The organism is Mesorhizobium sp. LNHC252B00 (assembly GCF_000502955.1).
In the GTDB taxonomy this organism is placed as follows: Bacteria; Pseudomonadota; Alphaproteobacteria; order Rhizobiales; family Rhizobiaceae; genus Mesorhizobium.
In genome coordinates this window covers 69,700-92,368 of sequence record NZ_AYWO01000021.1, presented here as the reverse complement: position 1 = coordinate 92,368, position 22,669 = coordinate 69,700, and the positions used below count along the sequence as shown (strand labels likewise).

The window sequence follows — 22,669 nt, the reverse complement described above, 5'->3', positions numbered from 1 at the left end:
ATTGGGTCTGTTCCAGCAGCGTTCTCCACTCGAATGTTTGCGCTGCTGAGCTGGCAATCCGCCTTAAGACCATTGAAATAATTAGGCTCGGTTTTGCTGCCCTCACATATTATCAAGACATAGTCATATGGAGCACGAGTCGGCGCCCGCCGTGCGTACTGCCTAGATGATCTTCCACGGCGGACAGGTGCCATCTTCGATGCTTACTATGATGGAAGGATTGGAAGCGCCCCGTAACGCCCACGTAAGTATCCTCGTTCATAAGCTTCGTCAACTCGAGGACTAAAATCCGTCAAAGGATAAATGCTTGAAGCGCCACGTCTGTCTTTCTCAACGAACCAAATCTGATCGCGGCGGAAGAGGTCTGCTGACAACAATGAAGTATTATGCGTGCTGAAAATCAACTGGGCGTTTTGATAATTACTTTCGTTTGAGTTAAATTTCTCTATTAGATATCTGATCAATAGCGGATGAAGGCTAGTGTCAATTTCATCGATCAATAATACCTCGCCTCTTTCAAAAACATTTAGCCAGGCGCCAGCGGTTCTAAAAAGCATCTTTGTTCCACTCGATTCATCCTCGAAGTCCAAATCGATCTGGCCTTTTCTTTCATCATCCCAATGGGACAACCTTATTTTCAAGAGATCAGGCGAAGGTTGACCTGCCCTTTGATGAAGGATCAAATCCAATCCACCGCCCATAACAACCGCCCCGGCAGCAATACTTTCTCGCTTAACCTCCAGATCAGCTATCCCAAGATCAGCTTCTTGCAAGAAAGGCAGAAGCTTCTCTTTTCCACCTGTAGAATCGAGCAGCTGTATGGTCATGTTTGGATTCAGGCGTGTTTCATCGACTATAACCACCAGCCTTTTTTGAAACCATTCAAAAATTGGGAGCAGTTGCGTGCTATTCAACTGAACAGCTGTCGACAGAAATAGAGCATCCGGCCTAGTAGAATCGCTCCACAAGGATTTCTGACCGACCATGAACGAGCTAAATCTCCATTCATATTCTTCATTAACGCGGTTATAATCTCTTTGAAAAAGCGTTCGGCCGCGCGGATTTACATACTCAATAAGCCATTCACTTTCAAATCTTATAGACGACAGAGAGAACCCGTATTCATACCTGACGCCGTTTTCTGCGAACGTGATAATGAATTCGCTGGGCGCGCTACGCGTTTTTTCAGACATTTTATGCGGCGAATATGCGAACTGCTGGGAAGTGGTTTTTCCGGCCGAAGTCACGACCTGTGTCTTCATGAACTGCATGGCGCGCAGCAAGTTGGTTTTGCCTGCTGCATTTGGTCCATAGATTGCGGCAGAGCGTAGAAACCTCCCGAAACCCGGCAGGGTCGTCTTGAAAGTGTTTGTTGACAAGTGTTCTCGGTTGGCATTTGCCGCCGCCATGGAGAACACCTGCTTCTCCCTAAATGATCGAAAATTCTCAACACTAAATTCGATCAACATAGCCATGGTCCTTTATTTTAACGCGTTATTTTGCGCCTTTTCCGCAGATTTGTCAATATAATTGCCATCAACGCCCGTTTTGGGAAATTTGGGCACGATCACGGCGTCCTCCAGACTCCTCACGCCACAGCCACACACTCGATCTCGATGTCAAACTCCATCGGCCAAGACGCCACCGGCACGAAGCTGCGCGCCGGCGGGTTGACGGTGAAGTACTTCGCGTAAACCCGGTTGATGGCGTTGTAGAAGCCCGAATTGACGGCGTAGATGCGCACCATCACCACGTTGTCCAGCGAAGTGCCGGCCGCTTCCAGGCAATGTTTCAGCGCCTTCAGCGACGCCTCGGTCTGCGTTTCGATGTCGCCGCGCACCATCTCGCCGGTCACCATGTCCACCGGCGGCGTCGCCGAGATGAACACGAAGCCGTTGGCCTTGACCGCTGTCGAACAGGGAAGGCCGAGCGCCCGCACCTTGTCCGACATGACCGGCACTTCGATGATTTCTTTCTTCATGGTGGTTCTCCTCCCCTTTGTTGGACAGGTTGGCGCAAAGGCCCCCTCACCCAGCCTCCGCTTCGCTCGGCTGACCTCTCCCCGAGGGGAGAGGAGACTTGCAACGTCGGCGCCTTCCTCTTCTCCCCAGCGGGGAGAAGGTGGCCGCGCAGCGGTCGGATGAGGGGGTCTTTTGCGTGAACCTCTGATTTCGGGGAGCTTGTCCCGGCACTGGCGGAACGCCAGCGCCGACGCATGGTCCAGGCCTCAACCCGTCGCCACGCACTCGATCTCGATATCGAACTCCATCGGCCACGACGCCACCGGCACGAAGGTCCGCGATGGCGGGTTTTCGGGAAAATGCCTGGCATAGACGCGGTTGATGGCGTTGTAGAAGCCGGAATTGACGGCGTAGATGCGCACCATCACCACATTGTCCAGCGAGGTGCCCGCCGCTTCCAGGCAGTGTTTCAGCGCCTTCAGCGACGCCTCGGTCTGGGTTTCGATGTCGCCCTTGACCAGCCTGCCGGTCGCGATGTCGAGCGGCGGCGTGCCGGACACGAAGACCAGCCCCGCGGCCCTGGTCACCAGCGACAGCGGCACGCCCAGCGTGCGCACGGCCGCCGACAGCACCGGCACTTCGATGATTTCCTTCTTCATGGCAATCCTCCCTGAGTTTGCAGGAGCTTATCCTGGCACGGGCGGAACGCCAGCGCCGTTCTTCCCTTCTCCCCCAGGGGGAGAAGGAAGATGCGGCGCTAGAGAAAACCGATGAACCGTCCGGCGAAAAGCACTGAGGTCCACAGCAGAATCGAAAGCACGGCCAGAGCGGTCCCACCTGCCGGTTCGTCGCTGCCTGTAGCGCGGCAAAAGCGCAGGAAGGCGAGCAGGTTGACGCCGGCAACAAGGATGAGTGTCATCTTGGCCAGGAAGATCGGCATCGCCGCATAGGTGCTCGCCCTCACTGAAAACAGCAGCGAGCCTGTGACGAGCGCACCCGCGAACGCCGCCAATGCAATGCGGCGCAGCAGCGCGACGAACGCCGCGTGCGGCAGCGAGCGGAAGGCGCCGCAGATCCTGAGGTCCATCAGAACGACGCTGGTCAGCAGCGCGCCGATCGACATGATGTGGAGCGCATTGACCACGGGGTAGGCAACGAAGGAGGCCTTCAGCCAGCGCGCGAAGGCAAGTTGCTCGATACCGGCTAGGAACTCCGCCATCTAGGCCGGTGGCACACGCTCTGGATGGACAACGTATGTCTCGCCATTGACGATGATGCGCACCGCCTTCATGCGCTTTTCGGTCCCCTCGAGCGAGCGGTTGCCGATCGCGGTCACTTCGTCGCCGACCTTGGCAACGTCCTCCGTGAAGCCGGCGGCGATCGTGCGGGATGCCGGCGCCAGCTCCACTCGCCAGGCCTCTCCCTTTGCGTCGACATCCAGCGTGGCATGCGGATTGCCGATATAGATGGCCGTGATCTTGCCCCTGAGTTCGAAAAACCCATCCTGCGTCCACGACCAGCCATGATGGGCATAGGCTGCGGTGCCGGCGGCGAGGATCACGGTCGCCGTCAGCGCGACGCCGCGAATTGCGTTGAAAGGTGACTGCATCGCTGGTCTCCTCGGTTCATTCAGCAGGCAATCGAGAGTAGGACACGGCACGGCAAGGTCAAATCACATCGGGAAAGGCCGGTGCCGCCAGGGCCAGCTTGTGGTGCTTGGTTTTGCCAGACGGGCTGGCATCCACCGCAGCACTCTACGGCTCCGCCGTAGAGCGCGGACTTGAACGCCTTCAACCCTGGTGCGCGACCGCCAGTTCCTTCACGTGCCTTTCGTGCATCTTCAGCGTCGGCAGCGTCTTCTTGGCGAATTCCTTCATCGCCGGATCGTCGCCCGACTTTGCATAGGCGCTGAACAGCGCGACGGCTTCCTTGTGGGCGTTGGTCTGCATCTCGATGTATTTCGCCTGGAACTGACCGCCGGTTGCGCCCTTCAGCTCATCGAGCATCTTCTGCTCCTTGGGCTGCAGTGCCGGACCGGAAGGCGCCGTGGCCGAGGTTGTCTGGCCGAGGCTGAGAGCCGTCTTGAAATCCTCGCTGGCCTTGGTGTGATCGGCGATCATCTGCTTGGCGAACGCCTTGACATCAGCGTCGGTCGCCTGTTGCTCGGCGAGCTTGCTGGACTGGATCTCGAACTCATTGGCGCTTGGCACCATTTTGATGAAGGTCGAAGTGTCGACCTTGGTCGTGGCGACAAGCGGCGCGACCGTCGTCGATTGGGCAAAGGCGGGCGCGGCGCCCAGCAATGCCGCGGCGGTAAGGACAAGAAGGGTCTTCATGGCAGGTCTCCGGGTTTGAACTATCCCTCGGACAATCCAACGCGGTTAAAGCGACGAGGTTGCGCGGACCTTTTTTCTCCCCAAACGACGGCATCTCAATGGCAGCAAGCCTCGCCATATTGCAGCTGTTCGTGCCAGTTCGGCCGGCCTTCCGGCGTGAAATCCATCAGGTTCCACAGGATCTCGCAGGTGCCGATGGCGCGTGGGTCCTGGCCGGGCTCCGGGGGCGCGAAGCTGAGCTCGGACGACCAGAAATGGCGGATGCCATCCGCGTCACGATGGAATACCGACAGCACCGGGATCTGCGCGCCGTCGGCATCCTCGGCATTGTAGTCGCGCTTGAAGCTGTTGTCGGCCGAAGATACCAGCCGCATGTTGCGCCAGCCCCTGTCGCGGCCGAGCGTGACCAGGTTTTCGAGCGCGGTCTTTGCGACCACCGCGAAATTGAAGCCGGCCGCCTCGAGATGCCCGACCGCGCCGTCGAACTGGTCGAGCAGCGCCGTGCAGGACGGACATGGCTGGTCCTGTCGCGCGAGCTTCGCCGTGCCGCCGCTGGTGGCCACGTCGCGCTTTTCCTGCGGATGGCGGGGAAACATCATGTTGTACAGGATCAGGCTGTTCTTTCCCGGCGCGAACAGCTCCGACAGTTTTATTTTCGCGGGCCTGCCTTCGGTGTCCAGCCCGTCGAACGCATAGTCCTGGCGGATCAGTCCGCCCGGCGGCAGCGCCCGCCGTGCCTCGGCCACGGCCTCCATGGCGCGGCGCAGTTCGATTTCCTTCCGCAGCAGTTTTTCACGCGCGGTGCGGTATCTGGCGGATTCGTTGGGAAAGGTGATCATGACAGTCTCCTTGGGTCGTCGCGCCGGCGTCCCGGCACGGTTGCTCTGCGACCCAAGGACGTTTTGCGGCCACCGGATCCGACATTTGCGCAGGAGCGCGGCGACGAAGCCTTCCCGAAAACGTCGGACGGACGCTACCGCGCTGCCGGCACCGGGCAGTCCGTGTCGGCATCCGTGCAATTGAGGTAGCCTTGCAGGTCCTTCAGCCTGTTGTTGGTGAGGGACGCCTGGCAGGAGGCCACGACCATCGGATACGTGCTGCCCGCATCGGCAGGCGGACCGCCCTGGAAACTGCATTCGGCGTCGCGGAAAGCGACCCAGGCGCGCTGCGCATTGACCAGCAGCTTCTTCGACGCCGCATTGTCCTTCAGCCTGCGCTCGATCTGCCTGTAGGCGTCGTTGAGCTTCTTGTCGGCCGCGTCGAATGCCTTGCCGGCGCACGCGTTCATGGTCGCCTGGTCCTCCGCGTTGGCGCAGTCGTCGGCGGCCCGCGCGGTGCCGGCATAGAGCGGAACGGCAAGTATCAGGGTGGCAAGGCTGGAGAGCAGAAACCGCATCAGTTTTCCTCCGGTTCAGCAGCGCCCCACGCAGGCGAAGCTTAGCAACCGGACGAGTGCAGGCAAGATGCCGCCTGCCGCGTTGGTGGACAGTGCCTTTACTTGCCCCGTTCTCGCGGCAGCTCGGCAAGACGCGCCGCAGGATGACAGCCGCCACCTCACCCCTTGACCCCGCCGGCGGTGAGGCCGGAGACGATCTTGCGCTGGAAGATCAGGACCAGCACCACCAGCGGCGCTGTGACGATCACCGACGCTGCCATGATGTTGCCCCACGGGATCTCGAACTGCGAGTTGCCCGAGAGCAGCGCGATCGCCACCGGCACGGTCCGCTGCGCGTTGTTGGAGGTGAATGTCAGGGCGAACAGGAACTCGTTCCACGCGCCGATGAAGGCCAGCAGCCCGGTGGTCGCCAGCGCCGGCCACATCAGCGGCAGGAAGACTTGTGTGATGATGATCCACGGCGTCGCGCCGTCGAGGATCGCCGCCTCCTCGACCTCGACCGGCAGGTCGCGGACGAAGGTTGTGAGCACCCAGACGGTGAAGGGCAAGGTGAAGATCATGTATGAGAAGATCAGCGCGAACAGCGAATTGTAGAGGCCGAACATGCGGACCAGTTCGAACAGCCCGGCCAGCAGCGCCACCTGCGGGAACATCGACACCGACAGGATGGTGAACAGCAGGGCCGAGCGGCCGCGAAAGCGGATGCGTGCAAGCGCATAGGCTGATGTGACGCCGAGCAACAGCGACAGCGCGACGACCGCGCCCGAGACGAACAGCGAATTTATGAGATTGCGCACGAAGCTGCCCTCGGTCAGCACATTCCGGTAGTTGGCAAGACTGACCGTCGTCGGCCACAGATCGGCACGGAACAGATCGGTGCCCGATTTCAGGCTGGTGACGATGGCGTAGTAGAACGGGAACACCGCGACGAAGACGATTGCGCCGACCAGCAGGGTGAAGGCCGTGCGCTTCAGCATCCACATGTCAGCGGCCTCCGTCCAGGCTTATCCGGCCGATCCGGATATAGGCGATGGTGAGCAAGGCGAGGATGAGGAAGAGCAAGGTCGAGGCGGCGGAGCCATAGGCGAACTTGTCGAACTCGAACAGGTTCTCGCGGGCAAACACCGACATCGACTTGGTGTGCACATTGTTGGGCGTCAGCACATAGATCAGGTCGAAGATGCGCAGCGCGTCGAGCGCGCGGAAGATCACGGCCACCATCACCGCCGGACGGATGAGCGGCAACGTCACCCGCCAGAAGATCTGCCACGGGTTGGCGCCGTCGAGCCTGGCGACCTCGATGATCTCCCTCGGCAGCATCTGCAGCGCGGCCAGGATGAGCAGCGCCATGAATGGTGTCGTCTTCCAGATATCGACGACGAGGATCGCCGCCATCGCCGTGTCGGCGTTGGCCGTCCAGGCGATCTTGGCGCTGGTCAGGCCGAGGTTGAGCAACACGACGTTGATGATGCCGAACTGGTCGTTGAGCATCCACTGCCACATCTTCGCCGAGACGATCGTCGGGATGGCCCAGGGGATCAGGATCGCCGCCCTGACGATGCCGCGGCCAGGGAATTTGGCATTGAGAACCAGCGCAACGATCATGCCGAGGATCGTCTCACAGGTTACGGAGATCACCGCGAAGCGCGCCGTGTTCCAGACGGCACGCCACCAGACCGGATCAACGAGCAGACCATCGTAGAGGACCCGCCCGCTCGGCATGCTGAACACCGAGAAATAATTGCCGAAGCCCACCCATTGGCGTGCGTCGAGGTCGGCCAGCGAGGCGTCGGTGAAGCTGAAGTAAACCGTGCGGGCAAGCGGCCAGCCGGCCGCCGCGGCGAGCACCAGAAGCATTGGCCCCAGGAAAAGCCAGGCCGAGCGAACGCGCTGTGCCGTCAACGACGAGTGCGCAGCCCTGGCTTTTTCAGGTTCCATTCTTATCATCCCGCACCCGCTCGTTGCGGCTCCGCCAGGCGGATACTCCGGCATCGTCGCGTCACCAGCCTCGGCCCTTCAGCTTGGTCAGCATCGCTTCGAGGTCGGCCAGATTGTTGGCGGCAGTGCCGTCGCCCGAGAGCGTGTTGTGAACGGCGTTCCAGAACTGGCTCGACGCCTCGTTGTATTTTATCCTGGTCGCGGCCGAGGGACGCGGCACCGCATTGAGAAAGATTTGCTTCCAGCGCGGAACGATCGGCTGTTGCCGGGCGATGTCGGCATCGTCATACAGCGCCTGGATTGTCGGCAGGTTGGATGTCTTCAGCGTGCGGTATTTCTGCATCGCGGGCGAGGCGATGAACTTGACCAGCTCGATCGCGGCATCCTGATGCTTCGAATATTTGGAGACGGCGAGGTTCCAGCCGCCCAAGGTGGCGATCGGCCGGGCACCTTCGCCCGTGCCGGCCGGTAGCGGCGCCACGTCGAATTTGCCCTTGATCGGCGAGCCTCCGCCGTTGCCGAGCGCGTAGGCATAGGGCCAGTTGCGCATGAACACCGCATTGCCGGTCTGCCACACGCCGCGTGATTCCTCTTCCTGGTAGGCAAGCACGCCGGGCGGCGCGATGGTCCCGACCCAGCCCCTGGCCATATCGAGCACCGCCGCCGCTTTCGGGTTGTTGATGGAGATGGAGCCGTCCGGCTCGATGACCTGGCCGCCGCCACTCGACATCACCCATTCGAGCGCATTGCAGGTCAGGCCCTCATAGGCGTTGCCCTGGAAGACGAAGCCCCAGATATCCCGATTGCCCGCCGCACGCTCCCCGTCCATGACCAGCTTGGCGGTGTCTGCCAGCTCCTTCCAGGTCGCCGGCACCTTGGCGCGGTACTTGTCGAGGAGATCCTTGCGGTAGTAGAGCGCCGGCGCATCGGTGAAGATCGGCAGCGCGACGAGCTTGCCATTGACCGTCTGCGACTGGATGATCGACGGGAAATGGGCGCCGACGACATCCTTGGTCGCGGCGGTCAGATCGACGAGCTGGCTGGCGAGCTGCGGCGCCCAGATCACGTCCGTCTGATAGACGTCGATGTCGCTGTTTCCCGCGGCGAGCCAAAGCCGGTATTGGCCGAACTGGTCGGTCCCGGAGGTCGGCATGACGACGATGCCGACTTTGTTGCCGCTGTCTTTCTCGTAACGGTCGAGGATCTCGCGCAGCACCTTGATGCCGTCGCCCGTATCGCCCGACACGATCGACAGCTCGACGGCCTGCGCGGGCGTGCCAACCAGCATGGCGGCCACGCCGAGCGCCAGAAATGCGTGAAAAAGCTTCATGGTGGTGGATGTCCCTCCGCCGCCGGCGACGGAAAATCCTCCCACGAACCGGCAGCTTGTCAGACCCCACCCTGCAATGAATGCGGAGCGACGCTTTGGGTTCCCAAATCACGCGGCTGGAACGGTTTCAGCCGTGCGGCGGACCCAGCGTCTCGTCGAGGATCTTGCGCAGTCGGATGTCGTTCAAAGCCGCGGACGCGTTTCAGGCATCGCGCTCAGGCGTCGGGCTGCAGGCGGCGTCGCTGACGGTCGACACCAAGGCCGGTCGCCTCGAGCAGGCCCCTGCGCTTGGCATCGAAATAATAGCCGGTCTGATAGAGCCAGTCGGCCTTCTTGGCGTTGCCGCCGGCCACCAGCCAGGCGCCGCGCAGATATTTGACCGCGTATTTCAGATTGGTCTCGGCGTCGAACAGGCCCTTGGCCGGACCGTCATAGCCCATGCCGCGCGCCGTCGCGTGCTTGATCTGCATCAGTCCCCAATGGCCATTGTTGTAGGCTTTCGGGTTGAAGGTGCTCTCGCGGTTGACGACATGGCGCACCAGGTCCACCGGCACCTGATAGAGGGCGGCATATTTCTCGATCAGCCGTTCGACATCGCCACGCACGCCCGTCGAGCGTTCTTCCATCGGCCCGACCGGACCCTGCACAAGGGCGGCCGGGTTCTGCGGCACGATATAGGCGACCTGCTGGACGCCGGGCATCCGGTCGCCCTTGGCGGTCGCCGGCATCACCAGCCCCGCGGTCGTATAGGTCTCGGCAGCCCGGATCGGCTCGCCCGCACTGGCCGGCGCAGGCGCCTGCCAGGCATTGGCGGTCATCACGGCAGGCACGGCTGGTGCCGCCGGCGTCGAACCGGCAAAGGCGGCGGTCACTGCCGCCGGTTGCGCTGCGGGATCGAGCGGCAGCTCGGCTGTCTGAACGGGTGCGATACCGGAGGATTCCGGCAGCACAGAAACCGTCTCCGGCAGCGGCACGGTGAAGCCGGCGTCAGTGCCGGCGACAGTCGCGGTTTCGGTAAGAGCCGGCGCGGCCTTCATCTGCGAGGTCGACGTGCAACCGCTGATGCCGGCGGCGGCCAGGATCACGCCGATCGCGATAAGGTTGAATTTTGCTGGCAAGCCGAGCTCGGGTCCGATTTGTCGGGGTGTTAAGAAATCCCTTACACCAGCGATTCATGACCGGCAATCGGGGCCACCGGCTGGTTTTCGGGTGGCAAGACTTGGCCCCCGATGCCATATTGTTCTGGATATGTACTGGGGCGAATCCCGGTTTTCGCCACTTTGCGGAAAGGAACGCATCATGGACACGACCTCCTCGATCACGGCCGGCCACGCAGTGTTAGAAACAGTGATCGGTTTCATGGGCATTGCCTGGAGTGAAAAGGGCCTGATCAGGCTCTGTCTGCCCGAACGCAGCCGCGAAGCGGTGGAGCGGCGCTTGCTGCGCCATGGCGGCGTTTCCGCCTCCACGGCCCAGCCGCCATGGGTGGTCGAGCTGATCACCTCGATCAAGGCCTATGCGGCGGGCGAGGACGTCGATTTCTCCGGCGTGCCGGTCGATCTCGACGGCGTCGACGATTTCCGCCTCGCCATCTATGACGCGGCGCGAAAACTCTCCTTCGGCGAAACCACCACCTATGGCGAGCTGGCCAAGACGGCCGGCCATGCCGGACTCGCCCGCGAAACCGGGGCCGCCCTCGGCGCCAATCCGGTGCCGCTGGTCATTCCTTGCCACCGCATCCTAGCGGCCGGCGGCAAGATCGGCGGCTTCTCGGCACCGGGCGGTTCGGTCACCAAGGAGAAGATGCTGGCCATGGAGGGCGTGCGCGTCGGCCCGCCGCCACCGGCGCAGGTTTCCTTCGGGTTCTGACGCGGACAAGTTCTAGTTGTTGTGGAAGAACCGCCTGCGGAAATGCCGGTCATTGTCCGGACGCTTGCAGTTATAGACCGGACAGGACTTGGTGTCGGCGCTCGGCACGTAGGCGCGCGTCCTCACCTCGCCCATGGTGCAGAATTGCTGGCTCTGTACATAGCGGTCGTAAAGCGGCAATCCCGGCACCCGCGTCGACTGGTACCGCAGGATGACGGCGCCTTGCCGGCCTATCGTCGTCTGAACCTTGCAGCAGCTCATATGCGTCGGATCGTAGCGCGAGATCGCCTGCGCCTCGGCCGCCACCAGCGTCAGGCAGGCGGCAAGCAGAATGGTTTTCATGGTCCTCTCCCCTGATCCGCCGCTCGACGACAGCGTGACCTGCCGCAACGTTTTCAGCAGATTGGGGCGGCCGTTGGGCAGCCCCTCGATCACGGCTTTCTCACGCAGTCTTGTATTTTATGCGAAACCAGCCTATATGCCTTCCATTGATATTTCGGCCGATCGATCCGGGCCTCGCGATCTTCGCGTTTGCTGACGTCTATCTCCAAAATCTCGATGCACACCGGCTGGACTTCGGTCTGGTCAAACTAAAGCAAATGTTGAAGGACTATTAAAAATGGCAACTGGAACGGTCAAGTGGTTCAACGCCACCAAGGGCTTCGGCTTCATTCAGCCTGACGCAGGCGGCGCGGACGTTTTCGTCCATATCTCCGCTGTCGAGCGTGCTGGACTGTCGACCTTGGTCGAAGGCCAGAAGATCAACTTCGAGATCGAGCAGGACCGCCGCACTGGCAAGTCGTCCGCTGGATCTCTGAGCAAGGCAGCCTGATTTTGCGATAGCGCGCGCCGGGCGAGAGCCCGGGGCGCGCGGCAAGTCACGGATGTACTGATAGTCGCGCGAGAAGCGCGCCGGAGCGGAAAGACCCGACAAGCTGGATCAGCGGATAGCTGCCAGCCCGGACCGGACGCTCCCGATCAGGCTACCATGGAAGGCGGGATTTTTCCCGCCTTTTTGCTGTCTGGGGTTTAACGCCGACGGCCAGGAACTATAGTCCCACCTCTGGTGACACTTTTGACCCAATTTGTGGTACTATTCAGCCATGACCAAGCTTGAGCAAATCGAAAAATCCGTCGCCGAACTGAGCGCCGAGGAACTGAAGGCCTTTGCCGCCTGGTTCGAAGCGCTTCGGGCGGACATGTGGGATCGGCAGATCGAGGCCGACTCGGGCCGATTGGACAAGCTTGCCGAACAGGCACTGGCTGACCATCGCGCTGGCCGGACCCGGCCACTGTGAATCACGTCGCCTCCCCATCGTTCTGGGAGGCTTATGAAAAACTGCCATTGTCCATCAGGGCAAAGGCTGACAGACGTTTTGCAAGCCTGCGTTCTGATCCCTTTCATCCATTCCATCACTGCGTTTCAAACAAGTTGGACGATATTGGTCGGCGCGAGTTGACGACAATTACCGAGCTGTTGCCGTCCGCATCAATGATGACGTGATCTGGTTCTGGATCGGCACCCATGCTGATTACGATCATCTCCTGAAGTAACCAATACTCCTGGCCAAGGCCGCAAGCCCGATCAGGCGTCGCGCCTATCTCTGCGCCCAATCGGAGCAATGGCGATGGCGTAAGGACAAAAACTNTGGGTATAGGCATAGAGCGCGATGTCGGCGACGCTGAGCGCGCCGCCGGCGAAGAAGGCATTGTCTTCCAGATGCTTGTTCATCACGCCGAGCGCCTTGTTGCCGCGCTCCAGCGTCACCGCCAGCCGCTCCGGCGTCGCATCCGCGGCTCTTTCAGGGAAAGTCAGAAGCGCCTTGCGCACGGCGATGTAAGGCTCGTGGCTGTACTGCTCGAAAAACAGCCATTGATAGGCGAGTCCCCGCTCATATCTGTCGACCGGCAAAAAACGCGTTCCTTCGGCGAGGTAAAGCAGGATGGCGTTGGATTCGGCCAGGCGACGGCCGTCGTCGAGTTCGAGCAGCGGCACCATGGCGTTCGGGTTCTTGGCGACAAAGTCTGCTTTCCGGGTGTCGCCGGTGTGCGAACTCACCTCGACATTGGTGAAAGCAAGGCCAAGCTTGGCCATCAGCAGGCGCGGCTTGTAGCAATTGCCGCTGTCGATCATGCCGTAAAGTATCATGGCTGTTCCCCGGAGCGCTGTCTCTGCTGTCGCGATTATCGCAGCGGCGGCGCCCTCAACCAATGATTTGTTTTGGTACGACGATCAGCGCCGCTGATACCGGCGACCTAGCCAAACAACGGGATGACATTGCCGACATTGCCGAGCAGCGTATCGATATGCAGCGGCTTTTCATCAAATATCGTGCCGGCAAGCGCCGGGCGGGCGAGAAGATAACCCTGCAGAAGATCGACGCCGCCTTCAATCGCAACGCGAAGATGGGTGGGTTGCTCGATGCCTTCGACCAGCACCTTGGCGCCGCGGTCATGCAGGCTGGAAACCAGCGGGCGGAAAAAGCGTTCGGCGGCTGCGTGGCGGCAGAACTCCGAGAACCAGATGCCGTCGATCTTGACGATGTCGGGCTTGAGCAGGTTCACCCGCTCCTCGGTCGAGTGCCCGGTGCCGAAATCGTCGATGGCGATGCGGATGCCGTCGCGCCGCATTTCGCGCGCCAACCGGGCAAGAAGCGCGTCATCGGCCGCCTGTTCGGTGATCTCGCAGACCAGCATGGCTGGCGCGAGGCCGAACTCGCCGAGATGCCTGGTCATCAGCCGGATCTCGGCCAGCGCCCGCCCGGAATGGTCGTTGATCAGCGGATTGTAGTTGAAGAACAGGTCGAGCCCGTCAACGCCGATATTGGAAAAATTCCTGAGGTGCAGCGCCCGGCACATGGTCTCCACAAACAGTCGATCCGAGGCGGCAATACTGTCGAAGAAAACCCGTGGCGCACTGGGGCGCTCGCCGCGGTGCGGCTCGATCAGGGCTTCGACGGCGACCGCGTGAAGGAACCGGCCACGCGGCGCGAAAATCGGCTGATAGGCGCTGCGCAGCCGGAACTCGCCATGGACGCCGTATACGATGCCGACTTCGTCGACCCAGATCGCATCGCCGATATTGCGACGCCTCTCAAGCCTCATGGCACCACCCTGCGTCCAAACGCCTTCACCTGCCGCGCCGAATGCGGTGCCGGGGCGGCGGCAGGCGTGTCGGCGGCGGCGGGGGCCTGCCTGTTCTTGTCGAAGACGCGAAAGCTGGTCGGCGCCAGTTCGGGCCGCGCCAGCACGAAACCCTGCACCATCGATGCTCCCGATTTCTCGGCAAGCTCCAATTGCCAGCTCTCCTCGATACCTTCGAACACCGTCCGGATGCCTTGCGCCTCGAAGCTTCTCACCATGGTGGTCAAGAGCGCGAAGCCGGCGCCGGATTCCATCAGTTGCGTGATCCAATCGGCATCGAACTTGACGATATCGGGCTTCAACTCCCTGACGCGGTTGATGTCGGAATCGTCGGCGCCATAATCGTCGACGGCAATGCGAAAGCCGTTGGCTTTCAGTGCCGCGACGAAACTGTGCAGGGTTTCCTGCGACGCAGAGCGCTGCTCGGTCACTTCGCAGACGACCCGGCGTGGATCGATGCCGGCCTCATGCAGCACCAGCCGCATTTCGCGCAAGGCGGCGTCGGCAACGGGGCGTTCGGTGAACACCGACGGGTCGAAATTGATGAAAATCGACGCCTCTTGTGGCAGGTAGGCGCCGGCGTTCAGAAGATGCAGCGTCCTCGTCAGCGCCTCGATATGCAAACGGTCGGCGGCCGGGCAGGTCGAGAAGAAATTCATCGGCGATTGCGGCTCGCCGTCGCGGAACGGCCGGATCAGCCCTTCGAACGCGACCACCGACAGCTTGCCTTCGTTGAAGGCAAAGATCGGCTGGAAGGCGCTCTGCAGCGTGTAGATGCCCCAGACACCGGTGGAGGTGCCGTCGTCCTGACGGATGATGTGGGCAAGCCCGATGCTGCGCGACACTGTTCCTCGCTCCGCGAACCGGCGGAATTGGTCTGCGATCCTGTCACTCAAGCCTCTACCGCTCGTTAATGAATTTATTGTTGCCGATCACGAGTCCCGATCACGGGTCATTGACGGCTGGATCAGCCGACAATGCTTGCACTGCGCGAAATCATGCGACATGAGAAGCGCCGCGGCCGCTCCTGGTCGCACCGATCTTCCATGGAGACGTTCAAGGTCATGGCTTTTCTTGCCGACACCCTTTCCCGCGTAAAGCCTTCGGCCACCATCGCGGTGACGCAGAAAGCGCGCGAGCTGAAAAATGCCGGCCGTGACATTATCGGCCTCGGCGCCGGCGAGCCGGATTTCGATACGCCCGACAACATCAAGAATGCGGCGATCGAGGCGATCCGCCGGGGCGAGACCAAGTATCCGCCGGTTTCGGGCATCGTGCCGCTACGAGAGGCGATCACGAAGAAATTCAAGCGCGAGAACAGTCTCGACTACAGGCCCGAGCAGACCATCGTCGGCACCGGCGGCAAGCAGATCCTGTTCAACGCCTTCATGGCGACCCTGAACCCGGGCGACGAGGTTATCATTCCGCGCCCCTACTGGGTCAGCTATCCCGAGATGGTGGCGATCTGCGGCGGCACCTCGGTGTTTGCCGACACCTCGATCGACAACGGCTTCAAGCTGACCGCTTCTGTGCTGGAAAAGGCGATCACGCCGCGCACAAAGTGGCTGCTGATGAACTCGCCGTCGAACCCGTCGGGCGCCGCCTACACCGAGGCTGAACTGCGCGCGCTTGCCGACGTGCTGTTGAAGCACCCGCATGTCTGGACGCTGACCGACGACATGTACGAGCACCTGACCTATGGCGATTTTGTCTTCAAGACCATCGCCGAGGTCGAGCCGAAACTCTACGACCGCACGCTGACCATGAATGGCGTGTCGAAAGCCTATGCCATGACCGGCTGGCGCATCGGCTATGCGGCCGGTCCCGTCCAGTTGATCAAGGCGATGGATATGATCCAGGGCCAGCAGACATCAGGTGCCTGCACCATCGCGCAATGGGCCTCCGTCGAGGCGCTCAACGGCCCGCAGGACTTCATCGCCAGGAACAAGGCGATCTTTCAAGGCAGGCGCGATCTCGTCGTCTCGATGCTCAACCAGGCGCGCGGCATCACCTGTCCGTCTCCGGAGGGTGCCTTCTACGTCTATCCGTCCTGCGCCCAGCTGATCGGCAAGAAGACAAAAGCCGGCAAGCTGATCGACACCGACGAGACCTTCTGCTCGGAACTGCTCGAGGCCGAGGGTGTCGCCGTAGTGTTCGGCTCGGCTTTCGGACTTGGCCCCAACTTCCGCATCTCCTACGCCACCTCGGAGACACTGCTGGAAGAAGCCTGCACGCGCATCCAGCGCTTCACGGCATCGCTGACCTGATCGGGTCAGCCCTGGAACAGAAAACCCGGCTTCACCGCCGGGTTTTTATTTTGGCCGTCAGCCTGACACCTCTTGCTTGCCCTCTTTGGCCGAGCGCGCCTCGGCTGGCGCCGCCTCGGCGACCAGCAGGGCGATGGCCTGGAATGCGGCAATCGCCGCCGTCAGCATCCCGGCGTGGAGCCCGCCGGGCTCGCCCCTCAGCCGCCATATTGCTCCGCGGTTACCGCCTCCAGCCAATCGGCATGGACGCCGTCAAGGGCTTCCTGCATGGCGATATGCGTCATCTCCGATGTCGACGCCGCGCCATGCCAGTGCTTTTCACCGGGGGCGAACGAGATGACGTCGCCCGCCCTGATCTCCTGAACCGGTTCGCCCCATGTCTGCGCGAGACCGGCGCCCATGGTGACATAGAGTGTCTGACCAAGCGGATGCGTGTGCCAATGGGTGCGCGCGCCCGGCTCGAAGCTGACCAGCGTGGCCCGCAGCCGCGCCGGCGCCTCTTTCTCGATGATCGGCGTCTGCAACACCCGGCCGGTGAAATACTTGTCTGGCGCTACGATGGTCGGCACGCTGCCGCAGGCAATGATCTTCATGGTCGATGGTTCCTTGAAACGGAGGGCGACGGGTCGCCTGTCCCAGTTTCGGCCGATATCGGCCAACGTGCAACAGTGTTCGACCGCCGACGCCCAGCGTCCGAGCAGCGCGTGTCCGCTTCCGAGTGCCGGATTTCTATTTTTCTTGCCCTGCTGGCAAACAAGTGGGACGATGGCTTTGGGCAGGTAGCGAAACGAAAAGAACCGCCCGCGACGGTCGAACAGGCCGGCCGCCGCTCAGGACCGATTGACCACGCCTGAACCATGAATGCCAGTCGGTCCTGCGGGAAACGCCTGAGTGGAGGTCAGTCATGGGTACTCGCGCCGGAGGACGACGCACGGGACCGAAATGCATTGCCATAGTCGGTCCCTTCGCAAGCGGTAAGACGACACTTCTCGAAGCCATTTTGGCCCGTACCGGCTCAATTCCCCGACAAAATCCCGTTTCATCAGGCAATACCGTTTCAGATTATTCGCCCGAGGCACGGGCTCATGCCATGAGCGTCGAGGCGACGATCGCCACCACCGAATTCATGGGCGAGCAGATCACCTTCGTCGATTGTCCCGGCTCCATCGAATTCTCCTTCGAGGCCGAGCCGGTGCTGGCAGCCTGCGACCTTGCCGTGGTCGTTGCCGAGGCCGACGAAAAGAAGATCCCCGCCCTGCAGCTGATCATGCGCAAGCTCGACGATCTCGGCGTGCCGCGCATCCTGTTTCTCAACAAGGTCGACAAGGCAATCACCGGTGTGCGCGACACGCTGAAGATGCTGCAGCCGGCAAGCTCGGTGCCGTTGCTGCTGCGCCAGATTCCGTTGCGCAAGGACGGCGTCGTCATCGGTTCGATCGATCTGGCGCTGGAGCGTGCCTACATCTATCGCGAATATGCCGAGAGCGAAGTGGCTCAAATTCCGGGCGACGAAAAGGCGCGCGAGCTCGAGGCACGCTTCTCCATGCTGGAGACGCTGGCCGACCACGATGACCAGTTGATGGAACAGCTGCTCGAAGAGATCGAGCCGCCCAAGGACGCCATCTTTGATGATCTTGCCGCCGATCTGCGCGATGGCGCGGTGACGCCGGTGCTGATCGGCACCGCCGAGAAAGGCAACGGCGTGCTGCGCCTCCTGAAGGCGATCCGCCACGACGCACCCGACATCGACGCGACACGCAAGCGGCTCGGCGCACCGGATGGCGCGGCCACCCTGGTCCAGGTGATCAAGACCATCCACACGCCGCATGGCGGCAAACTGTCGGTGTCGCGCATCCTCTCCGGCCAGGTCGTCGACGGCTCCGAACTCTGGCTGCCCGGCGGCGATACGGCCAAGGTGTCCGGCATCTACCGGATGCTTGGCAAGGATCAGTCCAAGCTCACCATCGCCAAGGCCGGCGACACGGTGGCGCTCGGCAAACTGGATGAGGTGAAGACCGGCCAGACGCTGAGTTCGGTCAAGGGCGGCATCAAGCCGCTGATCGAGCTCGAGCCGCCGCAGCCGGTCTTCGCCTTCGCGCTGCGCCCCAAGGAACGCAAGGACGAAGTGAAGATGTCGGCCGCCATCCAGCGGCTGGCCGAGGAAGATCCCTCGCTCAGCTTGCGCCACAACCAGGACTCGGCCGAGACCGTGCTATCCGGCCATGGCGAGATGCATCTGCGCGTGGTGCGCGAGCGGCTGGAAGGCAAGAACCAGATACCGGTCGAAGGCCATGCGCCTGCGGTGCCCTATCGCGAGACGATCCGCAAGCCGGCGCAGCAGCGCGGCCGTCACAAGAAACAGTCCGGCGGTCATGGCCAGTTCGGCGACGTGGTGATCGAGATCAAGCCGCTGCCGCGCGGCTCCGGCTTCCAGTTCACCGACACCATTACCGGCGGCGTCGTGCCGAAGACCTACATCCAGTCGGTCGAAACCGGTGTGCGTGACTATCTGAAGTCCGGGCCGCTCGGCTTTCCCGTCGTCGATGTCGCCGTCAACCTGTCGGACGGCTCGTACCACGCGGTGGATTCCTCCGACATGGCCTTCCAGATGGCGGCCAGGCTGGCAATGAAGGAAGGCATGGCCGCCTGCTCGCCGGTGCTGCTGGAACCGGTGATGAAGGTTGAGATCGTCACGCCGTCCGATGCCACCTCGAAGATCATTGCGCTCATCCCGCAGCGGCGCGGCCAGATCCTTGGTTACGATGCGAGGCCCGGCTGGCCGGGTTGGGATGTCGTCGAGGCCACCATGCCGCAGGCCGAGATCGGCGACCTGATCATCGAACTGCGCTCTGCCACCTCGGGCGTCGCCAGCTACCGTGCCGTCTTCGACCACATGGCCGAACTCACGGGTCGCCTGGCTGACGAGGCAATGAACACCAACGGCAAGGCTGCCTGACCTGCAGCATCGTCAAACGCCTCGGTTCGAGGGGCAAAAAAGAAACGACGCCCAGCGGGGACCGGGCGTCGTTTTGTCTGCGGACCGTTTCCTTGGGAGGTAAAACGGCAGGTCCGCCGCATTGTGTATCGCCGAACTTCGGCGGATGAAACGGTTCGGACGCGGTAGCCGCCTGAGCCCGGGCCGAACGAGTGATGCCCCCATCTCCCGTCCGAACCACACCGCGTCCTATGGTCGGCGTAGCAGGCCGCGGACGTCCGCGATATGTTACCAGAGGTTACATGTCACTGTTACGCGGCAATTGTGATGGATTTTTTGGCCGACCCAGCAGGGCACAGGCAACAAAAAAGCCGGATCAATGAAGATCCGGCTGAGTTTGATTGGAAGTGCCTGTTAAGGCTAACCTCCAGAGGGGAACACTCGAGGGCGCTAATGGGAGGAGAACGCGCCCAGGAGATGATCTATATATGTGCTCATCATGCCCAAGAAACAAGCATCTATTTTGCAACACTCGCATGCAAAAAGACGCAGGCTGTGGTCTACCCCATTCCAGGAGCCAATAGGACCAGAAAAATCGTCAAAATGGAGCGCTGCACTGGGCAATTTCCACTACAGATTCGCCAATCGTCGCTGGTTCTCGGCTCGAGATGCCAAAACTGCGCAGTGACGTGGAAGCGGGCAGCAGGCGTTCATTTCTAAGGCAATCGGGAGGAAAGCTGCCATGCGGACGTTTTCGGCGATCGCCGGCAGTGCGGCCTTCTTCATTGCAGCCCCGGGCGTGATTGCCGGGCTGGTGCCTTGGCTGTTGACCGACCGCTGGGGCTTGCCGTGGTCGAACCTGCCGGGCTTTGTCCCTGCTGGCGGGCTCTTGATCGTCGCCGCGATCGCTGCGTTGCTGCATGCCTTCGGCCGCTTTGCGCTCGAAGGGCTGTGCACGCCCGCTCCGGTCGCGCCGACCGAGAGACTGGTGATCGGCGGCATCTACCGCCATGTCCGCAACCCGATGTATGTCGCCGTGCTTTCGATCATCCTCGGCCAGGCGCTGCTGTTCTCGAGCTGGACGCTGGTCGCCTATGCCGTCATCGGCGCGATCGCCATGGGCTCCTTCGTGCGGCTCTACGAGGAGCCGACATTGGCCCGCCGCTACGGCGCCGAATACGAGACCTACCGTCGCAATGTGCCTGGCTGGCTGCCTCGCCTGACGCCTTGGCGGGGCTAGATTAGGTCAAGCAGAGCCACATGGGGTATGTTGAGATTCAGGTCAGGCCGAGCCGAGAGCGTGAGATTCCGAGAACCGGAACGGAGCGGACATTGGATCCGTGAGTACCGGAAGCGCAGGAAGCCCTCGTTCGCAGGCCCTCATCACCTGAATATCGATATGCCCCTCAGAAGGACCAGCTGCGCGCCTTGGCAATGATGAAATCGCGAAAGACGTGCAGCTTGGCCTGGTTCTTCATCGCGTCCGGATAGGCGAAATAGGTGTCGAAGGATGGCACTTCGGTTTCCGGCAGCAACTGCACCAGGTCGGAGTCCTTGCTGATCACGTAGTCGGGCAGCATCGCAATGCCGGCACCGCCTTGCACCGCGCGCTTGATCGACAATATGTCGTTGATCTGCAGCGTCGGCACCCTTTGTCCGCCTTCGAAATCGCCGACCGTTTCCAGCCAGTTCAGCTCCGACAGATGCGAAGGCACCGGCACGCCGAAGGTGACGATGCGATGAGCCTTCAGCTCGGCGACCGAAGCCGGCTTGCCGTACTTGGCGACATAGGAAGGCGCCGCGTAGAGGTGGAAGTGCACGGTGAACAGCCGGCGCTGGATCAGGTCCGGTTGCTGCGGCTGGCGCAGCCTGATGGCGCAATCGGCCTGGCGCATGGTGAGGTCGAGTTCCTCGTTGGCGAGGATCAGCTGCAGGCTGATTTCGGGATAGAGCTCGATGAACTCCTGCACCCGTTCAGTCAGCCAGCCGGCGCCGAGACCGACCGTCGTCGTCACCCTGAGCACGCCGGAAGGGCGGTCCTTGGTCTCGGTCAGCCGTGACTTGATGGTTTCCAGCTTCATCAGCACGTCATGCGCCGTGCGGAACAGCATCTCGCCCTGCTCGGTCAGCACCAGCCCGCGGGCGTGGCGGTTGAACAGCGGCACGCCGACATCATGCTCGAGCGCGCTGACCTGCCGCGAGATCGCCGATTGCGACAGATGCAATGTCTCGGCCGCATGGGTAAACGACCCCGCCTCCGCCGCAGCGTGAAACACGCGTAGCTTGTCCCAGTCCAACGCCATGATTCCCCTCGTTCTGTTTTGGCGTCTGAATGAAAAATCAGGCTTTTACACGGCATTTCTGAGCCGTTATCTGAACTCTCTACTCGGCCGCTTCGCGGTGCACCTCAATGCCGGCCAGATATTTCTCCGCCTCGAGTGCGGCCATGCAGCCGAGTCCCGCCGCCGTCACTGCCTGGCGGTAGATATCGTCGGTCACATCGCCGGCCGCGAACACGCCGGGCACGTCGGTGCGGGTCGAATCCGGCGCCGTCCACAGATAGCCGTTCGGCTTCTGCTTCAGCTTCCCGGCGAACAGTTCTACTGCCGGTGCGTGGCCGATGGCCACGAATACGCCATCGACCTTGAGGTGCGACACCTCGCCGGTCACCGCATGCTTGAGCTTCAGCCCTTCGACCGAGGGCGGCAACGGTGTCTTGCCGGGACGGCCGGTGATCTCGTCGACGATCGTGTCCCAGATGACGCGGACATTGTCCTTCTTCAAGAGCCGCTCACGCAGGATGCGTTCGGCGCGAAAATCGCTGCGCCTGTGGACGACCGTCACGCTCTTGGCGAGGTTGGACAGATAGAGCGCCTCTTCCACCGCCGAATTGCCGCCGCCGATCACCGCGACATCTTTGCCGCGATAGAAGAAACCATCGCAGGTGGCGCAGGCAGAGACGCCAAAACCCATGAAGGTCTGTTCGGTCGGGATGCCCAGCCATTTGGCCTGCGCGCCGGTGGCGATGATCAGCGCGTCGGCGGTGTAGGTGGTTCCGGAATCGCCCTTGGCACGGAACGGCCGCACGTTGAGATCGACCTCGGTGATGATGTCGTTGATGATGTCGGTGCCGACATGCTCGGCCTGCTTCAGCATCTGCTCCATCAGCCACGGCCCCTGGATCGGGTCGGCGAAGCCGGGATAGTTCTCGACATCGGTGGTGATCATCAGCTGGCCACCCTGCTGCAGGCCGGCGACCAGCATCGGCTTCAGCATGGCGCGGGCGGCGTAGACGGCCGCGGTATAGCCGGCCGGGCCGGAACCGATAATGAGAACAGGCGCGTGCTTGGTGGTCATTCAAAGCCTCTGCGGAGGGTTGCCGGCGATTGCGGCATGGAAAACTCGTCGCTACCGCGCGTAATGTAAGTGTTGCCCACGACGCCAGCAAGGCAAGTTGGCGTTCGTCCCCGGAAAGCTTTGTCGCACCCTTGCG

25 protein-coding genes and 1 pseudogene are annotated in these 22,669 nt (G+C 61.7%); 7 read left to right on the top strand and 19 right to left on the bottom strand.

Going from position 1 to position 22,669, the window contains the following annotated elements:
* Nucleotides 1-206 precede the first annotated feature (206 nt).
* The 12 genes from X744_RS147555 to X744_RS147610 form a co-directional block, all read right to left on the bottom strand.
* Complete coding sequence (locus X744_RS147555) at nt 207-1,469, bottom strand: ATP-binding protein (protein WP_023761310.1); 1,263 nt, start codon at nt 1,467-1,469, stop codon at nt 207-209.
* A gap of 119 nt (nt 1,470-1,588) precedes the next feature.
* A complete protein-coding gene (locus tag X744_RS147560; protein ID WP_023761309.1) occupies nt 1,589-1,981 on the bottom strand; it encodes a RidA family protein in 393 nt (130 codons plus the stop codon).
* 246 nt (nt 1,982-2,227) lie between these two features.
* Entirely contained in the window at nt 2,228-2,620 is a 393-nt protein-coding gene (locus tag X744_RS147565; RefSeq protein WP_023761308.1) for a RidA family protein, read from the bottom strand.
* Nucleotides 2,621-2,718: 98 nt separating this feature from the next.
* Nucleotides 2,719-3,180, bottom strand: coding sequence for a DUF6644 family protein (locus tag X744_RS147570; protein ID WP_023761307.1), 462 nt, complete (start codon nt 3,178-3,180; stop codon nt 2,719-2,721).
* The gene (locus X744_RS147575) at nt 3,181-3,570 is read right to left on the bottom strand and encodes a DUF6152 family protein (protein WP_023761306.1); all 390 of its coding nucleotides are present in this window, start codon (nt 3,568-3,570) and stop codon (nt 3,181-3,183) included.
* Nucleotides 3,571-3,751: 181 nt separating this feature from the next.
* The gene (locus X744_RS147580; RefSeq protein ID WP_023761305.1) at nt 3,752-4,297 is read right to left on the bottom strand and encodes a DUF4142 domain-containing protein; all 546 of its coding nucleotides are present in this window, start codon (nt 4,295-4,297) and stop codon (nt 3,752-3,754) included.
* A gap of 95 nt (nt 4,298-4,392) precedes the next feature.
* Nucleotides 4,393-5,136: a DUF899 family protein gene (locus X744_RS147585; protein WP_023761304.1), complete on the bottom strand. Its 744-nt coding sequence runs from the start codon at nt 5,134-5,136 to the stop codon at nt 4,393-4,395.
* A 134-nt stretch (nt 5,137-5,270) separates the two neighbouring features.
* Entirely contained in the window at nt 5,271-5,693 is a 423-nt protein-coding gene (locus X744_RS147590) for a lysozyme inhibitor LprI family protein (protein ID WP_023761303.1), read from the bottom strand.
* Between the two features lie 158 nt (nt 5,694-5,851).
* Nucleotides 5,852-6,676 carry a carbohydrate ABC transporter permease gene (locus X744_RS147595; protein ID WP_023761302.1) on the bottom strand — a complete coding sequence of 275 codons (825 nt, stop codon included), beginning with the start codon at nt 6,674-6,676 and terminating at the stop codon, nt 5,852-5,854.
* A gap of 1 nt (nt 6,677) precedes the next feature.
* Nucleotides 6,678-7,640 (bottom strand): sugar ABC transporter permease, encoded by a 963-nt coding sequence (locus X744_RS147600; protein ID WP_032907893.1) that lies wholly within the window; start codon nt 7,638-7,640, stop codon nt 6,678-6,680.
* 52 nt (nt 7,641-7,692) lie between these two features.
* Entirely contained in the window at nt 7,693-8,961 is a 1,269-nt protein-coding gene (locus tag X744_RS147605; RefSeq protein ID WP_023761300.1) for an ABC transporter substrate-binding protein, read from the bottom strand.
* Nucleotides 8,962-9,176: 215 nt separating this feature from the next.
* Entirely contained in the window at nt 9,177-10,079 is a 903-nt protein-coding gene (locus X744_RS147610; RefSeq protein WP_023761299.1) for a lytic transglycosylase domain-containing protein, read from the bottom strand.
* 181 nt (nt 10,080-10,260) lie between these two features.
* Here X744_RS147610 and X744_RS147615 point away from each other — a divergent pair, with 181 nt between their 5' ends.
* On the top strand, nt 10,261-10,830 hold the full coding sequence (locus X744_RS147615; protein ID WP_031260755.1) for a methylated-DNA--[protein]-cysteine S-methyltransferase: 570 nt from the start codon (nt 10,261-10,263) through the stop codon (nt 10,828-10,830).
* Between the two features lie 12 nt (nt 10,831-10,842).
* Here X744_RS147615 and X744_RS0137780 read toward each other — a convergent pair whose 3' ends face one another.
* A complete protein-coding gene (locus tag X744_RS0137780) occupies nt 10,843-11,172 on the bottom strand; it encodes a hypothetical protein (RefSeq protein ID WP_031260754.1) in 330 nt (109 codons plus the stop codon).
* A gap of 277 nt (nt 11,173-11,449) precedes the next feature.
* Here X744_RS0137780 and X744_RS147620 point away from each other — a divergent pair, with 277 nt between their 5' ends.
* From X744_RS147620 to X744_RS1000000175385, 3 genes and pseudogenes are all read left to right on the top strand, one after another.
* Nucleotides 11,450-11,662 carry a cold-shock protein gene (locus X744_RS147620; RefSeq protein WP_010910991.1) on the top strand — a complete coding sequence of 71 codons (213 nt, stop codon included), beginning with the start codon at nt 11,450-11,452 and terminating at the stop codon, nt 11,660-11,662.
* A 271-nt stretch (nt 11,663-11,933) separates the two neighbouring features.
* The gene (locus X744_RS147625; RefSeq protein WP_023761295.1) at nt 11,934-12,128 is read left to right on the top strand and encodes a hypothetical protein; all 195 of its coding nucleotides are present in this window, start codon (nt 11,934-11,936) and stop codon (nt 12,126-12,128) included.
* Nucleotides 12,125-12,384, top strand: a pseudogene (locus X744_RS1000000175385) (hypothetical protein). The gene X744_RS147625 and the pseudogene X744_RS1000000175385 overlap by 4 nt, the downstream one beginning before the upstream one ends.
* 31 nt (nt 12,385-12,415) lie before the next feature.
* Here the strand turns inward: X744_RS1000000175385 and X744_RS147630 are convergent.
* From X744_RS147630 to X744_RS147640, 3 genes are all read right to left on the bottom strand, one after another.
* Nucleotides 12,416-12,979 (bottom strand): glutathione S-transferase family protein, encoded by a 564-nt coding sequence (locus X744_RS147630; protein ID WP_023761293.1) that lies wholly within the window; start codon nt 12,977-12,979, stop codon nt 12,416-12,418.
* Nucleotides 12,980-13,086: 107 nt separating this feature from the next.
* Nucleotides 13,087-13,935 (bottom strand): EAL domain-containing protein, encoded by an 849-nt coding sequence (locus X744_RS147635; protein ID WP_023761292.1) that lies wholly within the window; start codon nt 13,933-13,935, stop codon nt 13,087-13,089.
* The gene (locus X744_RS147640) at nt 13,932-14,819 is read right to left on the bottom strand and encodes an EAL domain-containing protein (protein WP_023761291.1); all 888 of its coding nucleotides are present in this window, start codon (nt 14,817-14,819) and stop codon (nt 13,932-13,934) included. The genes X744_RS147635 and X744_RS147640 overlap by 4 nt, the downstream gene beginning before the upstream one ends.
* A 219-nt stretch (nt 14,820-15,038) precedes the next feature.
* Between X744_RS147640 and X744_RS147645 the strand changes: the two genes are divergently transcribed.
* Complete coding sequence (locus tag X744_RS147645; RefSeq protein ID WP_031260752.1) at nt 15,039-16,241, top strand: pyridoxal phosphate-dependent aminotransferase; 1,203 nt, start codon at nt 15,039-15,041, stop codon at nt 16,239-16,241.
* 197 nt (nt 16,242-16,438) lie between these two features.
* Here X744_RS147645 and X744_RS147650 read toward each other — a convergent pair whose 3' ends face one another.
* Nucleotides 16,439-16,834 (bottom strand): cupin domain-containing protein, encoded by a 396-nt coding sequence (locus X744_RS147650; protein WP_023761288.1) that lies wholly within the window; start codon nt 16,832-16,834, stop codon nt 16,439-16,441.
* A gap of 311 nt (nt 16,835-17,145) precedes the next feature.
* On the opposite strand from X744_RS147650, the gene X744_RS147655 reads away from it, so the two are divergent.
* Both X744_RS147655 and X744_RS147660 read left to right on the top strand, forming a co-directional pair.
* The gene (locus X744_RS147655; RefSeq protein WP_031260751.1) at nt 17,146-19,197 is read left to right on the top strand and encodes an elongation factor G; all 2,052 of its coding nucleotides are present in this window, start codon (nt 17,146-17,148) and stop codon (nt 19,195-19,197) included.
* A gap of 721 nt (nt 19,198-19,918) precedes the next feature.
* Nucleotides 19,919-20,416 carry an isoprenylcysteine carboxylmethyltransferase family protein gene (locus tag X744_RS147660; RefSeq protein WP_023761286.1) on the top strand — a complete coding sequence of 166 codons (498 nt, stop codon included), beginning with the start codon at nt 19,919-19,921 and terminating at the stop codon, nt 20,414-20,416.
* Nucleotides 20,417-20,582: 166 nt separating this feature from the next.
* Here X744_RS147660 and X744_RS147665 read toward each other — a convergent pair whose 3' ends face one another.
* Nucleotides 20,583-21,479: a LysR family transcriptional regulator gene (locus X744_RS147665; protein ID WP_023761285.1), complete on the bottom strand. Its 897-nt coding sequence runs from the start codon at nt 21,477-21,479 to the stop codon at nt 20,583-20,585.
* A gap of 79 nt (nt 21,480-21,558) precedes the next feature.
* Nucleotides 21,559-22,533, bottom strand: a complete 975-nt coding sequence (gene trxB, locus X744_RS147670) for a thioredoxin-disulfide reductase (protein WP_023761284.1) — start codon at nt 22,531-22,533, stop codon at nt 21,559-21,561.
* Nucleotides 22,534-22,669: the final 136 nt, after the last annotated feature.